This is a genomic window from Oscillibacter sp. KLE 1728, from assembly GCF_934833455.1.
GTDB lineage: Bacteria > Bacillota > Clostridia > Oscillospirales > Oscillospiraceae > Oscillibacter > Oscillibacter welbionis.
Genome location: NZ_CAKVVF010000054.1, coordinates 1 through 13,897, shown reverse-complemented (window position 1 = coordinate 13,897; position 13,897 = coordinate 1). Strand labels below are relative to the sequence as shown.

The 13,897-nt window shown below is 63.6% G+C and carries 11 protein-coding genes and 1 pseudogene; 2 read left to right on the top strand and 10 right to left on the bottom strand.

Annotated elements, in window-relative coordinates:
- Together QVE23_RS07460 and rpoN are read left to right on the top strand one after the other, a co-directional pair.
- Positions 1-1,139 (top strand): sigma-54 interaction domain-containing protein (locus QVE23_RS07460; protein WP_287967861.1); only part of this gene is annotated, 1,139 nt, incomplete at its 5' end.
- A gap of 16 nt (positions 1,140-1,155) precedes the next feature.
- The gene (rpoN, locus tag QVE23_RS07455; protein ID WP_136891270.1) at positions 1,156-2,487 is read left to right on the top strand and encodes an RNA polymerase factor sigma-54; all 1,332 of its coding nucleotides are present in this window, start codon (positions 1,156-1,158) and stop codon (positions 2,485-2,487) included.
- Positions 2,488-2,571: 84 nt separating this feature from the next.
- Here rpoN and QVE23_RS07450 read toward each other — a convergent pair whose 3' ends face one another.
- The 10 genes and pseudogenes from QVE23_RS07450 to QVE23_RS07405 form a co-directional block, all read right to left on the bottom strand.
- Positions 2,572-3,453, bottom strand: coding sequence for a ribokinase (locus tag QVE23_RS07450; RefSeq protein ID WP_119311805.1), 882 nt, complete (start codon positions 3,451-3,453; stop codon positions 2,572-2,574).
- A 14-nt stretch (positions 3,454-3,467) separates the two neighbouring features.
- Entirely contained in the window at positions 3,468-4,418 is a 951-nt protein-coding gene (locus tag QVE23_RS07445; RefSeq protein WP_317335456.1) for a nucleoside hydrolase, read from the bottom strand.
- A gap of 16 nt (positions 4,419-4,434) precedes the next feature.
- Positions 4,435-5,592 carry a DUF4317 domain-containing protein gene (locus QVE23_RS07440; RefSeq protein ID WP_119311806.1) on the bottom strand — a complete coding sequence of 386 codons (1,158 nt, stop codon included), beginning with the start codon at positions 5,590-5,592 and terminating at the stop codon, positions 4,435-4,437.
- Positions 5,593-5,763: 171 nt separating this feature from the next.
- Positions 5,764-6,774 (bottom strand): ABC transporter permease, encoded by a 1,011-nt coding sequence (locus tag QVE23_RS07435; RefSeq protein ID WP_287967860.1) that lies wholly within the window; start codon positions 6,772-6,774, stop codon positions 5,764-5,766.
- Position 6,775: 1 nt separating this feature from the next.
- Positions 6,776-8,209: a sugar ABC transporter ATP-binding protein gene (locus QVE23_RS07430; RefSeq protein WP_333637484.1), complete on the bottom strand. Its 1,434-nt coding sequence runs from the start codon at positions 8,207-8,209 to the stop codon at positions 6,776-6,778.
- 206 nt (positions 8,210-8,415) lie between these two features.
- Positions 8,416-9,426: a sugar ABC transporter substrate-binding protein gene (locus QVE23_RS07425; RefSeq protein WP_158629760.1), complete on the bottom strand. Its 1,011-nt coding sequence runs from the start codon at positions 9,424-9,426 to the stop codon at positions 8,416-8,418.
- Positions 9,427-9,840: 414 nt separating this feature from the next.
- Complete coding sequence (locus QVE23_RS07420; protein WP_287967859.1) at positions 9,841-10,437, bottom strand: LysE family transporter; 597 nt, start codon at positions 10,435-10,437, stop codon at positions 9,841-9,843.
- A gap of 45 nt (positions 10,438-10,482) precedes the next feature.
- Positions 10,483-11,673, bottom strand: a complete 1,191-nt coding sequence (locus QVE23_RS07415; protein ID WP_273481577.1) for an ATP-binding protein — start codon at positions 11,671-11,673, stop codon at positions 10,483-10,485.
- A 26-nt stretch (positions 11,674-11,699) separates the two neighbouring features.
- Positions 11,700-13,358, bottom strand: a complete 1,659-nt coding sequence (ilvD, locus tag QVE23_RS07410; protein WP_021748972.1) for a dihydroxy-acid dehydratase — start codon at positions 13,356-13,358, stop codon at positions 11,700-11,702.
- Positions 13,359-13,430: 72 nt separating this feature from the next.
- Positions 13,431-13,897: pseudogene (locus tag QVE23_RS07405) on the bottom strand (ketol-acid reductoisomerase); the annotation flags it as partial.

Below are 13,897 nucleotides of genomic sequence, written 5' to 3'. Positions count from 1 at the left end.
CCATCAACCACACCCACAAAAACGTGATGACCGTGGGCATTCCCCTGTTTGACGCCAACGGGGAGCTGAAATACGCCGTCTGCTTCAACACCGTGTCCATGGAGCAGATCAACTCCATCCAACGGAACTACCGCCGGATGCAGGATTCCCTGCAGCACTACTCCCAGGAGATCGCGGAGCTGCGGACCCGGGCCACCTCCACCAATCTGCTGTTCAAAAGCGCCCCCATGCAGCGGCTGTGGACGCTGATGCAGAACACTGCCAACACCCGGGCCAACATCCTCATCACCGGAGAGACCGGCGTGGGTAAAAGCGCCATCGCCAAGGCCATCCACAAGATGAGCAACCGTGCAAACGGGCCCTTTATCGAGGTAAACTGCGCGGTGCTCCATGAAAATCTCATTGAGTCAGAGCTGTTCGGCTATGAGAAGGGCGCCTTCACCGGGGCCTCCTCCTCCGGCAAGATCGGCAAGATCGAGCTGGCCAACCACGGCACGCTGTTCCTGGATGAGATCGGCGAGCTGCCCGCCCATATCCAGTCCAAGCTCCTGCAGCTGATTCAGGAGAAGACCATTGAGCGCCTCTCCGGCACCCAGAAGATCGAGCTGGACTTCCGGCTGATCGTTGCCACCAACCGCAATCTGGAGGAGGCGGTGCAGCGCGGTCTGTTCCGGTCCGATCTCTTCTACCGGCTGAACGTCATCCGCATCCACATCCCCCCCCTGCGGCAGCGGAAGGAGGACATCGTCCCCATGGCCCACCAGTTCCTGGCCCGCTTCTGCGGGGAGTACAACAAGTCCCTCACCTGCAGCCCCCGCTTTCTGGCTTTTCTGGAGCAGTACGATTGGCCCGGCAACGTGCGCCAGCTGGAGAACCTGATGGAGCGGCTGGTAATCACTGCCCAGGACCCCATTCTGGACATTCCTGCCCTGCCGCTGGAGTACACCGCCGACGCGTCGGCCCCTGCGGAGCTGCTTCCCGGCGGCACGCTAGCGGAGCGGATGGACGCCTACGAGGCCCAAATCATCCGGGATTCCTACCAGCGGTGCGGCACCACAGTGGCCGTGGCCCGGGAGCTGGGCATCTCCCAGGCCACAGCAGCCCGCAAGATTGCCAAATACGTGACCGCCCGGGCGTGAGAGGAGGTTCCGGTCCATGAGTTTGATCCATCTCAGCACAGAGCTTCGGCAGGAGCTGAAGCTCACCCCCCAGCTCCTGCAGTCCATGGAGCTTCTGCAGATGAACTCCCAGGAGCTGCTGGACTATCTGAACCAGGTCAGCGAAGAAAACCCTCTGGTGGAGCAGACTGATCTGTCCTCCCTCCACAAAGCCTATGAGGCCCTGCGGCAGAAGGTCCACTGGATCAATGGCGGCCTGCCGGAGGACGGCCACGGCGCCATGCCGGACCGGGGCGCCGCGGACCGGGAGACGGAGAGCCTCTCCGCCTTCCTTTGCGACCAGCTGGAGCGCCGGCGCCTGCCCAAGCCCCTGCTGGCCCTGACCCGGTATCTGGCAGAGCTGGTGGACGAGGAGGGCCGCCTCAGCCAGGAGGACCTGGACGGCGTGGCAGATCTGAAGATCCCCCAGGCCCTGACCCAGCAAGCGCTGGAGACCCTCCAGAGCCTGGACCCCGCCGGCGTGGGCGCCCGGTCCCTGTCGGAGTGCCTGCTGCTGCAGCTGGCCCGGCAGGATGCTCCCTCCCCCCTGGATATGGAGATCGTCCGCCGCTTCCTGCCGGACTTGGGCAAGAAGCATTACAGCCTCATTGCCCGGGAACTCCATACCACGCCAGAGGAGGTCCGGGCGGCGGAAAAGCGGATCTCTGCCCTGGATCCCTGCCCCGGCCGCTCCTTCCAGCCGGCGGAGCCCACACTCTATGTCCGGCCGGATCTGTTCATCGCGGAACTGGACGGAAAGCTCCAGGTGATCCTGAACGATTACTACCTTCCCCGGGTGTCCATCAGCCAGTACTATGTGCGGCTTCTGAAGGAATCCGACGAGCCGGAGACCCGGGCCTATCTCCAGCAAAAGATGCAGCAGGCCAAGTGGCTGCTGAACAGCCTGGAGCGCCGGGGCAGCACCCTCCGCCAGTGCGCGGAGGCGATCCTGGAGACCCAGCGGGCCTTTTTTGCCGGCCAGACCACAGAGCTGGTCCCCATGACCATGGTGACACTGGCGGAGCGACTCCACCTCCATCCCTCCACCGTCTCCCGGGCCACTCGGGAGAAATACCTCCAGTGCCGGCAGGGGACGTACCCCCTCCGCTATTTCTTCAGCCGCGCTCTGGGGGAGCAGGGTCCCTCCCAGCAGACGGTGAAGCTGCGGCTGCTGGAGCTGATCCGGCAGGAGGACCACAGCCGCCCGCTCAGTGACCAGAAGCTGGCGGAGCTGCTGGCGGAGCAGGGCATCCGCATCGCCCGCCGCACGGTGGCCAAGTATCGGACGGAGCTCCGCCTGGGCTCCGCCGCCGCCCGAAAGCGGGACTGAGGGCCTACTGGCCCGCAGAGGCCCGCAGGATAGAAACGGAAGCCCCGGACGGAGTTTCGTCCGGGGCTTCCGTGTTTTTCCGATTTACAGGGTCCGCAGGACCTCTTCATATCCCGGCACCGCATCCGCCGCGCCGGGCCGGGACACCGCCAGGGCGCTGGCCGCCGCGGCCAGGGACAGTGCCTCTTCCAGTGTGCCGCCCTCCAGCGCCCGGCGCAGGAAGTAGCCGGTGAAGGTGTCTCCCGCCGCAGTGGTGTCCACCACCGCCGTTTTCCGGGCTGGGCCCCAGGCCCGCCAGCCCCCTCGCGCTGCAGCAGCGCCCTGTTCTCCCAAGGTCAGCACCACAGTGGTCTCCGGGTACCGCGCCGCCAGCGTGTCCAGAATCGCCTCCGGCGCCTCCGTTCCCGCCAGAAAGGCGCCCTCCACCTCGTTCACCAACAGCCAGGACAGCGCCTCCAGCGGCAGGCCCACCAGCTTCTCATTGGCGGGAGCCGCGTTCATGGCCGTCCGCATCCCCCGGCGGGCCGCCTGGTGGATGATTTCCTCCACGCAGCTGGTCTCATTCTGCAGCAGCACCGTGTCCCCGGCTGAGAACTGATCCAGCACCGCCGTCACAAAGTCCGGGGTCAGGCGGCCGTTGGCCCCGTCGTGGAGCAGGATGCTGTTCTGGCCGGTGCTGTCCACCTGGATGATGGCGTGGCCGGTGCTGCCTGTGGTCTCCTCCACAAACCGGGTGTGGACGCCTGCCCGGTCCAGCGTCTCCTTCAGAAAATGCCCCTCCGGCCCGATGAGGCCCGCGTGCCAGGTCTCCACCCCGGCCCGAGCCAGAGCCACGGACTGGTTCAGCCCCTTGCCGCCGCACTGGATCTGCAGGGACTGGGCGCTCATGGTCTCTCCGGGCTGGACGAAGTGGTCCACCCGGTAGACGTAGTCGATATTCAGGGACCCGAAGTTGACAACGCGCATGTCCTTCTCCTCCCTCATGCCATAAAGGTGGTGAGCAGCTCTTCCAGGGCCCGGCGGCTGTCCACATCCACGCAGATGGAGACGCCGGGAGCCTCGATGGGATGCTCCCGCAGATCCGCCACCACCATGCCCCGGCAGAAGCTGCCGCCGCACTCCACCCGGGCGGGGATGGTCCGCACCGTCACCACACTGGGATCCACCGCCGCCAGCATGGCCAGCGGGTCGTGGACCGGGCAGTGGTCCAGACAGTTGTTTTGCAGTCGGTTGAACCGGAAGTAGAAGGGCAGTGCCTGCTTCAGATAGTCCACAATGGGCCGGTTCTCCGGCGCGGCGTACTTGTCCAGGATCGCCACATGGTCCGTGGTCAGCCGCACCTTCTGGGTCACATCCAGCCCCACCATGGTCAGGTCAAAGCCCGCCTGGAACACCCGGTCCGCCGCCTCCGGGTCCCCTGCGATGTTGGCCTCCGCTACCGGGGACACGTTTCCCGGCGCGTGGAACGTGCCGCCCATGAACACCACCCGTTTCAACAGCCGGGGCAGATCCGGCTCTATCTCCAGAGCCTTTGCCAGATTCGTCATTCGGGCCAGCGTCACCAAGGTCAGCTCGCCGGGGTGCTCTCGGGCCATTCGGGCGATGAACGCCCAGGCCGGTTCCTCCAGCGGCTGCTGGGGCGAAGGCGGCAGCTCCACCCCGCCGATGCCGTTGGGCCCGTGGATGTGGGGATCCGGCCCCTTCCAGTTCCCCGCCAGCGGCTCCGTGGCTCCAACCGCCACCGGTACCTCATAAGGCGCACCGGCCAGTCGGATCAGCCGCAGACTGTTTTCCGCCGCCTGCCGGGCTGTGGTGTTGCCGAAGCCGGTGGTGACGCCCATCACCCGGACGTCCGGCCGCTTCAGGGCAAACAGAATGGCGATGGAATCATCAATGCCGGTGTCGGCGTCGATCAGGATCTGCTTCAGCATATTCCTTCCTCCCTGTTTATGTAGTCTCTCCGCCGTCTTTGGCGGCGGCAATCCGGACCCCCAGACCGTTGACCTCCACACTCTCGTCCGCCGGGACCAGCAGGTAGCGCCGTCCGTCGATGACCCGGGCCTCCACCAGATAGCTCCGCTCCGGGTCCACCTGGATAGTGGCGTCGGCGGTCTTGACCGCGAAGTGCTTGGCGTCGATCAGGTTGGCCGGGGTCAGCGCCCCCTCGCCAAAGGACTGGCCGCAGGCGGTTTGGAACGCCTCCACCCGCTCCTCCGGCACGCCGCAGTTCCGCAGCACGCCGCTCACCTCGCCTGCGGTGACAGCCAGCGGCTCCGGGTCCCGGCTCTCCTTGTGTTCCTGGATCCGCTGGCGCAGGTAGTCGTGGACAGACTGCACCACCTCCATGCTGCACGCCCCCTCCAGAGTGCCGCACAGGGCGGACTGAAAGGTCTCCCGCTGCTCGGCGGCGGACATGGGCGGCTCTGTGCGGAACACTGCGTCAATGAACTCCTGATGGAGCTCGTCCGGCTTCCGGCTGTAAAACAGGGCGTTGTAAAGGTTGGCCGTCCGGTCATCAAAGGCCGGGAACAAAAAGCCAAGCTCCGGCTGGCCCACGATCTGCTTCTCCATAGAGATGTGGAACTCGTTCTCCCCATGGAAGTATCCCAGCTCCGGCGTCCCATCCTTCACCGGGCAGACGCAGCAGACGAAGTAGCGGAACACCTCTTCGCAGGCATCCCGGTCTACCTCGCCGTCCTTGCCCCGGTGGGGCACATCATAGGCGTCGGCCCCCAGCAGGATCAGATAGTTGTTCTCCCCCATGTCCAGGGAGCCGATGACCTGCTGGTAAAAGGCATCCCGGGCCTCCGCGTCCTTCAGCTCGGACGTCCGCAGGGCGGAGAGCAGGCGGTGCTCCTCGCTGTCCGCCACCTGCTGGGTGGAAAACACGATGTCAATCAGGTTCCGGCCCAGGGTGCCGGACAGGGCCTTTTTCAGCAGGCCCAGGTATTTTTCCGCCTCCTCCTGGGGCATGAGGCCCAGGGACTGGTCGATATAGGCGATGATCTCGCGGCTGCTGTTCACATAGCAGCCGTAAACACGGCTGATGGCGCTCTTCTCCGGCCGGAACCGGCGGCGCAGCTCACCCAGCTCTCTTTGGTTCATGGGGGACACCTCGCTCGTTCAAATTGATCCCAGCGGGACCGCAGTCCTGCCGGGTCTCTATCTTAGCACATCTCCGCCGTCTTGTCACGCCGAAAGGGGCGGACAGGAAAAACGGCGGGAACCGCAGTCCCCGCCGTTTCAGGTTTCAAATGCGCTCCAAAGGATGTCCGCTTACTGGGCAGCCATCTTCCGGGCCCTGGCCTCAGCCTTGTTCCGGAACACGTCGATGGTGACCGCCAGAATGATGACGGCGCCGATGACGATGTACTGAATGTCGTTGGAGGCGCCCATCAGGTTCAGGCCGTTGCGGATGACCGCCATCAGCAGGGCGCCGATCAGGGTGCCCCAGATGGTGCCCTTGCCGCCGGTGAAGGAGGCGCCACCGATGATGCAGGCCGCGATGGCATCAGTATCATAGGTGGAGCCGGCATTGCCGTTGGCAGAAGCCAGACGACCCACGGACACCACGCCCGCCATGCCGGCCATGAAGCCGGACAGGGAGTAGACGAAGGTCAGCACGTTCTTGGAGGGGATACCGGAGAGGCGCGCCGCCTCGGGGTTGCCGCCCACGCAGTAGATCTGGCGGCCCAGGGCGGACCGGGTCAGGAACACGTGGAAGATGCCGAACACGATCAGCACCAGGATGAAGCTGAAGGGGATGCCGGGGAAGGTCTCGGTCTTGAAAAGGGAGCCGCCGCCGATCCACATCAGGTTGTCCACGCCGGTGTTGGTAAAGGCAATGGATTTCGACCCTGTAATCACCAGGGCCAGGCCCCACAGCACGTTCTTCATGCCCATGGTGGACACGAAGGGATGGGGCAGGTCCAAACGGGTCAGCAGAATGCCGTTGACAAAGCCGGCAAACGTGCTCACCGCCAGGCCGGCGATGATCAGCAGCGGCATGCTGGTGATGCCGAAGTTCTGGACCAGCACGCCGATGGTGCAGGTGCACAGCACGCAGTTGGAACCCACGGACAGGTCGATGCCGGCCGTAATCAGGGCGCACAGCATGCCGGAGGCGATCAGGCAGTTGATGGAAGCCTGCTTGAAGATGTTCATGATATTGCTGATCCGCGGGAACTTATCGGGCATCATCACGCAGAAAATGAGAACCAGCAGCGCCAGCGCCATCAGGGTGCCGAGCTTTTGCAAAAGCTCTTTTCCGGAATTCTTCTTTTTCATATCAGTCTAATTCTCCTCCCCAGGCCGCTTTCATGATATCCTCAGAGTTGAAGTGCGGGGTATCACGGTCGATATTGGCCATGACCCGGCCGCCCCGCATGACCACCACGTGGTCACTCATGGCCAGGATCTCCGGAAGCTCGGAGGAGACCATGATCACACACTTGCCGGCCTTGACCAGGTCATTCATGACATGGTAGACCTCGATCTTGGCGCCCACGTCGATGCCGCGGGTGGGCTCGTCGAAAATGAAGATGTCCGCGTCGGTGTTGACCCACTTGCCGATAACCACCTTCTGCTGGTTGCCGCCGGAGAGCTGGGCCGTCACCTCGTCCAGGGACGGAGTCTTGATCCGCAGGGACTCCACATTGTCCTGGCCGGACTTCTCAATCTTCCCCTTGTTCAGGAAGGGGCCGTTGGAGAAGCCCTTCATATTGGCCAGAATGAGGTTGGTCCGCACGTCCAGGGACAGCACCAGACCCTGGCCCTTGCGGTCCTCGGTCAGGAAGGCAATCTTCTTCTTGATGGCGTCCTTGGGCGTCCGGATATGTACCTTCTCCCCCTTGACGTAGATCTCGCCGCTGTCCAACCTGTCGGCGCCGAAGATGGCCCGCATGGTCTCCGTCCGCCCGGCGCCCACCAGGCCGGCAAAGCCGGTGATCTGGCCGCCGTAGGCCTTGAAGCTCACGTCATGGAGGACGCCGGCCTCGTTGAGGTTCCTGGCCTCCAGCCACACGTCGCCCTTGACGCCGAACTCCTTGGGATACAGGTTGTCCAGCGTCCGGCCCACCATGGCGTTGATCAGGGAGTCCTCCGTCATGTCACCGATGTCCTGGGTGACGATATGTTCGCCGTCCCGCATGACGGTGACCCGGTCGCAGAGCTCGAACAGCTCTTCCAATTTATGAGAGACGAACAGGATGGCCACGCCCTTGGCCTTCAGGCCCCGGACCGTCTCCATCAGCTGGTTGATCTCCTCCTTGCCCAGGGAGGAAGTCGGCTCGTCCATGATAATCAGCTTGGCGTCCAGCGACACAGCCTTGGCGATCTCCACCATCTGCTGCTGGCCGGTACCCAGCTTGCCGCATTCCATTTTAACATCAATTTCGGGATGGCCCAGCGTGGTCAGGGCCTGCTTGGCTTCCTCGTACATTCTGGGGTAGTCCAGAAGGCCGTTTTTCTTGACAGCGCGTCCCATGAAAACGTTATCCGTGACAGACAGCTGCTTGACGATGTTCAGCTCCTGGTACACGCAGGCAATGCCCGCCTCGCGGGACTGGACGGGGTTGTGGAAGACGACCTTCTGGCCGTCCACGTAGATCTCCCCCTCCTCAGGAGTGTGAACGCCGGTGAGCACCTTAATCAAGGTGGACTTGCCGGCGCCATTTTCGCCGATCAGGCCGTGGATCTCTCCCGGCCGGATGCCAATAGACATATTTTTCAATGCGACGACACCAGGAAAACGTTTGGTAATGTTCTTCAACTCGACAACATACTCGCTCATGGGATTACCTCGTTTCTGTTTCCTGATTTCAGCGGTCCCCGCCGGCCGCGGGGAGGTGCGGAACGGGAATATGGCGGCAGGACCACTGCCGCCATATTCCATTCATTCAGATGTGAGATCTGAGGGGCACAGGCTGATCAGCCCTGCATGGCAGCCAGGCTATCCAGGTACTCCTGGCCGTTCTCAGCGGTGACCACGGTGACGGGAGCGTTGATGACCTCTTCCACGGTCTCGCCCTTGATGGCCTTCAGCGCGGCCTCCACGGCCTGGTAGCCCATCTCATAGGGCTGCTGGGCAACGGTGGCCTTCACCATCTCGCCGGCCAGGATCAGATCCACGGCGGAGGCGTTGCCGTCGAAGCCGACGATAATCATGTCGTCCACGCCGGCGGACTTGCAGGCGTTCATGGCGCCGATAGCGGTATCGTCATTGTGGCAGAGCACGATGTCGATCTGGTCGGGATAAGCGTTCAGCAGGTCCTCCATGGTCTTGGTGGCGCCGTCGGTGGTGTTCTGGCCGGACAGAGCGTCCAGAACGGTGACGCCGGCCTCGTCGCAGGCGGCCTGATAGCCCTCGCGGCGCATATTGGAGGTGTTGTCGCCCTCCTGGCCATAGATGATGACGGCGTTGGCGCCCTCACCGGCCTGTTCAGCGGCCCACAGGCCGCCTTCCTTCGCGGCGTCCACGTTGGAGGTGCCCACGAAGCTGGTCTGACCCTCGATGCCCACATTGGTATCGACGGACAGAACGGGGATGCTGCCGATGGCGCTGGCAAGCGCACCGGAAGCGGCGCCGGCGTCATTGGGAGCGACGATGATGGCATCGCAGCCTGCGCCGATCTGCTGCTCAATCATAGAAACCTGCTGCTCGATCTCGCTCTCAGCGCCGGGGCCCACCACGTTGACGGTAACGCCCAGGTCAGCGGCAGCGGCATCGCAGCCGGCCTTCACATAGCCCCAGTACTCGGAGGCCAGGGTCTTCAGGACCACAGCGATCTCCACATCGCTGGCAGTGGCGGTATCGCCGCCGTTCTCCTCGGTAGCAGTGTCATCGGTGCTGGTGTCTTCGTTGGCGGTATCTCCGCCGCCGCAGGCCACCAGAGACAGGGACATCACCAGTGCGAGGAGAAGTGCAAAAAACTTTTTCATCTTACTTCTTTTCTCCTTCTTAATTGGTTTCCTCTCACATTCAGGCAGAAATGGATCTGAACTGCGGGAGTAAGAAGATTTTAACATGGTGTGCTTATACAGTCAACGTGTTAACGTAAAAAACAGCTATTATTACAATTTTGCGGAACTTTTTTGCACAATATGCAGAAAATTTTTTATCAGCTAATCATTTACTTGACAGCGTCGGCTTTTTATCAGGCGCCCGGCGGCGTCCAGTTTGCGCAAATTTTTCGCAAATCTGCCGCACAGCCTCTCTATCCCCCAAAAACCGCTCCCCTGGGTGTCGCCGCAGGAGCGCCCGTCCTACATTATATAATATAAGGAGGTGCGGGGATGCCTGTTCCGCACAAAAAACGCCCTCCCGGCTTGGGAGGGCGTTCGGACCATGTATTCTCAGACGGAGATGATTTTCCAGGCGCACCAGAGCAGGAGCAGCGCCATAACGGCGTTGACAAATTTGTAATACCGGCTGTACAGCGGGTACAGCAGCGCGCCCAGCGTGGCCCAGATCAGGTTTCCGGTGGCGGCGCAGGCAGCCATGATGACAGAGAAGCACAGCACGGCTGGCGCCGTATACCCATGGGGCAGGATATAACCGGAATAGGCGGCGATCCCCAGCATCAGGATGTGAACGTTCAGGAATTGCAGGAGGAAGCCGTTCACATAGGACAGCGGCTTGCCGGAGGGGCCGTCCTCCTTCTTGGCGCCGGGGCTGCGCATCAGCGTGCGGTAGGCCAGATAGAGGATATAGGCCGCGCCCACATACTTGGCCACGGGGACAATCTGCGGCACCAGCTCTCCCAGCCAGGCACAGCCGAAGCCGCACAGCAGCATAACGGTGATCAATCCCGCCCAGATCCCAAAAATCAGCGGCCAGCACTTCCGGATGCCGTACCGGCTGGTGCTGCTGAACAGCAGAATGTTGTTGGGCCCCGGGGAAAAGGTGGTTGCACAGGCATACGCCGCCAGTTGTAAATAGACTGCTGTCATGGGAACTGCCCCTTTCTCTTTATCAGATACTGTCCCGCCGCGGCGTCAGCTGAAGACGCCGGCCTTGCACAGCTCGATGAACTGCTTGGCCACCCGGGCGCTGCGTCCGCCGGAGCGGACCGCGAATGCCTCACTGCGGACCGCCAGCTGTCTGGGGTCCAGCTCCACCCCGTACTGCTTGGCCAGCTCCTCCACAATGTGGAGATACCGCTCCCGGTCGGGGCTGCCGAAGGTGATGGTCAGCCCAAACCGGGCGGACAGGCTCATCAGCTCCTGGCGGGTGTCGCTCTCGTGGATGTCGTCGCCCTCCCGGTCGGTGAGGGTCTCCTTAATCAGGTGGCGGCGGTTGCTGGTGGCGTAGACGGCGATGTTGCCGGCCCGGCCGCCCACGCTGCCCTCCAGGATCGCCTTGAGGGCGGCGAAGTTGTCGTCATTGGCGGTGAAGCTCAGATCATCGATGAAGAGGATGAACTTCAGCGGATTGGACGCCAGGGCGTCCATCAGGTCCGGGATCTGATAGAGCTGGTTCTTCTTGACCTCCACCAGCCGCAGCCCCTGGTCCGCGAAGGCGTTGGCGATGGCCTTGATGGCGCTGGACTTGCCGGTGCCCGCGTCACCATACAGCAGCACGTTGTTGGCGGGCTTTCCCTCCAGCAGGGCCCGGGTGTTGGCGATGACCTTCTCCCGCTCCCGCTCATAGCCAGGCAGCTCCTCCAGCCTCTGGGGATCCGGGTGCTTCACCGGCGCCAGTTGCCCCTCCTCCACCGTGAACACGTGGTACCGGGCGAAGATGCCGTAGCCCTTCACCCCCACCTCCTCCATCCGGCGGAGGTATTCCCGGGTGATATCGGTGGGAGACACGACCCAGCCCACCAGAAATTCCGGAGGCTCCCGCAGACCCGCCGTCAGGTCCTCCAGCTGCAGCTGGGAGAGCTGGTCGAAGAAGGCCAGCTCCCGCCGCAGGCTTTCCTGAAGGACGGAGCTCCTGCCCACCGCCTGCCCCCGGATGCAGACGTTCTCGCTCTCCAGCACCGCCTCCCGCAGATAGCAGGACCAGCTGTCGCTGGACTGGAAGAGGGCGGCTTCAAATCCGGCGCAGGCGGCGGAGAAATCGCCGCTGTCCCCCCGCACCCGGGCGGAGAGCATCTCGCCGCAGGCGGCCACCACCGGGTCCTGCAGCAGCCGGCGGAACACCACAAGGCCCGTCAGCCGCCGGTACATCTCTTGTACGTGCATGTTGCATTCCTCCCGATCTCAGGCCTTCAGCGGAGGACCGCGCCCTCGTCGGCGCTGGTGACCATCCGGGCGTAACGGCCCAGCCAGCCGGTGGTGATGTTGGGGGCAGGCTGGACATAGGCGGCCTTCCGGGCGGCCAGCTCTTCCTCAGATACCTGCAACATGATGGAGGCATTGGGAATGTCGATGGCGATGGCGTCGCCCTCCTGCACCAGGCCGATGGGACCGCCGGAAGCGGCCTCCGGGCTGACGTGGCCGATGGACGCGCCCCGGCTGGCGCCGGAGAACCGGCCGTCGGTGATAAGGGCCACGGTTTTGTCCAGACCCATGCCCGCGAGAGCGGAAGTGGGATTCAGCATCTCCCGCATACCGGGGCCGCCCTTGGGGCCCTCGTACCGGATCACCACCACGTCGCCGGGGACGATCTTACCGGCGTAGATGGCGGCGATGGCGTCCTCCTCGCTGTCAAACACCCGGGCGGGACCGGTGTGGGTCAGCATCTCCGGGGCCACGGCGCTGCGCTTCACCACGCAGCCGTGGGGGGCCAGATTGCCCCAGAGGATCTGCAGTCCGCCGGTGGGGGAGTAGGGATCCTCGATGGGCCGGATGGCGTTGTGGTTGAGGTTCTGGACCCCCTGAATGTTCTCGCCCACGGTCTTGCCGGTGACGGTCAGGCAGTCCAGATCCAGAAGGCCGCGCTTGGCCAGCTCCGCCTGGACAGCAGGGATGCCGCCGGCCGCGTACAGGTCCGGCATGTGGGTGGGGCCCGCAGGGGCCAGGTGGCACAGGTTGGGGGTCTTCTCGCTGATCTCGTTGAACAGGGCCAGGTCCACCGGGCAGCCCGCCTCCTGGGCGATGGCCAGCAGGTGCAGCACCGTGTTGGTGGAGCAGCCCAGGGCCATGTCGCAGGTCAGGGCGTTGCGGATGCTGCGGGCGTTGATGATGTCCCGTGCGCAGATGTTCCGGCGGACCATCTCCATGATGGCGGCGCCGGCCCGGCGGCCCAGCTGCAGCCGCTTGCTGTACACCGCGGGGATGGTGCCGTTGCCCGGCAGGCCGATGCCGATGGCCTCGCACAGGCAGTTCATGGAGTTGGCGGTGTACATGCCGGAGCAGCTGCCGCAGCCGGGACAGCAGTTCTGGGTGCAGTCCTCCAGCTGCTCGGCGGAGATCATGCCTGCCTTGTAGGAGCCCACAGCCTCGAACATCTTGGAGAGGCTGACCTCCTGGCCGTCGTAGGTGCCGGCCAGCATGGGGCCGCCGCTGCACACCACGGCGGGCACGTTCATCCGCACCGCCGCCATCACCATGCCGGGGACGATCTTGTCACAGTTGGGCACCAGCACACAGCCGTCAAACTGGTGAGCCATGAACATGGTCTCCACACTGTCGCAGATCAGCTCCCGGCTGGCCAGGGAGTACTTCATGCCCACATGGCCCATGGCGATGCCGTCGCACACGCCGATGGCGGGCACCATGAAGGGGGTACCGCCGGCGGCCTCGATGCCGCTTTTTACCGCGTCGGTCAGCTTGTCCAAATTCATGTGTCCGGGAACGATATCGCTGTGGGCGCTGACCACAGCGATCAGGGGCTTCTCCAGGTCCTCCGGCGTGTAGCCCAGGGCGTAGAAAAGGCTCCGGTTGGGTGCCCGCTCGGCGCCCTTGGTCACATTATCACTGCGCATAGGTCTTGCTTTCCTCCTTTTTCTACCCGGCCCGGAGGTGTTCCCGCCTCCGGGCCGGTGCCTTGGGTCCTCTTACTTTTTCAGCCAGCTCATCATGCTGCGCAGCTGGGCGCCCACCTTCTCGATGGGGTGCTCGGCCGCCATGCGGCGCATGGCCAGGAAGTGGGTCTTGCGGCCTCCGTTGGGGTTCATCTCCGTCAGGAATTCGGAGGCGAAGGTACCGTCCTGGATCTCCTTGAGGATCTGCCGCATCTCCTTGCGGGTGTCCTCGGTAATCAGGCGGCTGCGGGTGCGGTAGTCGCCGTACTCAGCGGTGTTGGAGATGGAGTAGCTCATCTTGCCGAAGCCGCCCTCGTTGATGAGGTCGATGATGAGCTTCATCTCGTGGCAGGTCTCGAAGTAGGCCATCTCCGGCTCGTAGCCGGCCTCCACCAGGGTCTCGAAGCCGGCCTGGATCAAGCCGCAGACGCCGCCGCATAGAACGGCCTGCTCGCCGAACAGGTCGGTCTCGGTCTCCTCCTTGAAGGTGGTCTCCAGGA

Coding starts and splice junctions, on each gene's coding strand:
- rpoN (WP_136891270.1), top strand. CDS start 1,156: ATGAGTTTGATCCATCTCAGCACAGAGCTTCGGCAGGAGCTGAAGCTC.
- QVE23_RS07450 (WP_119311805.1), bottom strand. CDS start 3,453: ATGCGCGTTGTCAACTTCGGGTCCCTGAATATCGACTACGTCTACCGG.
- ilvD (WP_021748972.1), bottom strand. CDS start 13,358: ATGCGCAGTGATAATGTGACCAAGGGCGCCGAGCGGGCACCCAACCGG.
- QVE23_RS07425 (WP_158629760.1), bottom strand. CDS start 9,426: ATGAAAAAGTTTTTTGCACTTCTCCTCGCACTGGTGATGTCCCTGTCT.
- QVE23_RS07415 (WP_273481577.1), bottom strand. CDS start 11,673: ATGCACGTACAAGAGATGTACCGGCGGCTGACGGGCCTTGTGGTGTTC.
- QVE23_RS07420 (WP_287967859.1), bottom strand. CDS start 10,437: ATGACAGCAGTCTATTTACAACTGGCGGCGTATGCCTGTGCAACCACC.
- QVE23_RS07445 (WP_317335456.1), bottom strand. CDS start 4,418: ATGCTGAAGCAGATCCTGATCGACGCCGACACCGGCATTGATGATTCC.
- QVE23_RS07430 (WP_333637484.1), bottom strand. CDS start 8,209: ATGTCTATTGGCATCCGGCCGGGAGAGATCCACGGCCTGATCGGCGAA.
- QVE23_RS07440 (WP_119311806.1), bottom strand. CDS start 5,592: ATGAACCAAAGAGAGCTGGGTGAGCTGCGCCGCCGGTTCCGGCCGGAG.
- QVE23_RS07435 (WP_287967860.1), bottom strand. CDS start 6,774: ATGAAAAAGAAGAATTCCGGAAAAGAGCTTTTGCAAAAGCTCGGCACC.